Below are 852 nucleotides of genomic sequence, written 5' to 3'. Positions count from 1 at the left end.
TGAAGTATTTTTATACTTTTTTACCTAAGTTTATTCAGCGTTGATACAAATAGTAGTGGGTGTCATCGATTTCTCACTGTTCTCATCGATTTCTCACTGTTCTCATCGATTTCTCACTGTTCAGCGTTGATGCAAATCGTAGTGGGTGCCATCGATTCCTTGTTAATAGCCATTTGTTAGTCGTTGGAAGCCAACAAATGCAGTGCGTCAGTAAATAAAAAGGCGTGATTATTGCTTATGGATTTAGGTCGAAACGAAAGGAGTTCTATTATGAATATATCAAATACCCAAGCTACTTATGGTAACTACAACGCTGTCGAAGTCGTAAAAAAGCAAAATTTAGCCAATCAAAATTCACTTTCTTTAAATTCTGAAAATAAGGAATCGAATACCAATGGTCTTGATATGCGGAACGTATCTCAAGAGGACATAAAAACGTTAGCTAAAGTCACTGGAGATGATCGCGTATGGCAGTACATCCCTTTTGAAGAATTTGAGTTTAAAGGTGATACTCTTGTCGGTATAGAAAATAAAGACTATTTGGGCGCTTTAGAACGTAGAATTGAGTATAACCGCAGTATAGGTCAATCAACCAAAGGCTATGAAGAAACCTTAGCAGCCCTCAAAAGTTATCAGGGCTATATTTTACCTAAGAAAATCAGTGAAACCGCTTAAACGCAAAGAGTATAAATCGCTGATGCCCACCTTAAATTGACATGTTTTAAAAGTGTCACGTAAGTTTAATACTTAAACGTAGTGATGGGTGTCATCTGTTCGTTGGCACGCAATTTTCTCGGGTATTTCACGGTGCAGTTGGCCGAGAGCGGACAATAACCGCTTACTGTGAAACAC

At 38.0% G+C, this 852-nt stretch carries 1 protein-coding gene and 1 pseudogene; both read left to right on the top strand.

Translation table 11 applies throughout. From position 1 onward, the window contains the following. Positions 1 to 270 precede the first annotated feature (270 nt). Positions 271 to 675: a hypothetical protein gene (locus CKO50_RS23265; protein ID WP_095730083.1), complete on the top strand. Its 405-nt coding sequence runs from the start codon at positions 271 to 273 to the stop codon at positions 673 to 675. A gap of 101 nt (positions 676 to 776) precedes the next feature. Then, a pseudogene (locus tag CKO50_RS25200) lies at positions 777 to 852 on the top strand (transposase); the annotation flags it as partial.

The organism is Pseudoalteromonas sp. HM-SA03, assembly GCF_002289345.1.
GTDB lineage: Bacteria > Pseudomonadota > Gammaproteobacteria > Enterobacterales > Alteromonadaceae > Pseudoalteromonas.
This window is presented reverse-complemented; position numbering and strand designations above follow the sequence as displayed.

Coding starts and splice junctions, on each gene's coding strand:
- CKO50_RS23265 (WP_095730083.1), top strand. CDS start 271: ATGAATATATCAAATACCCAAGCTACTTATGGTAACTACAACGCTGTC.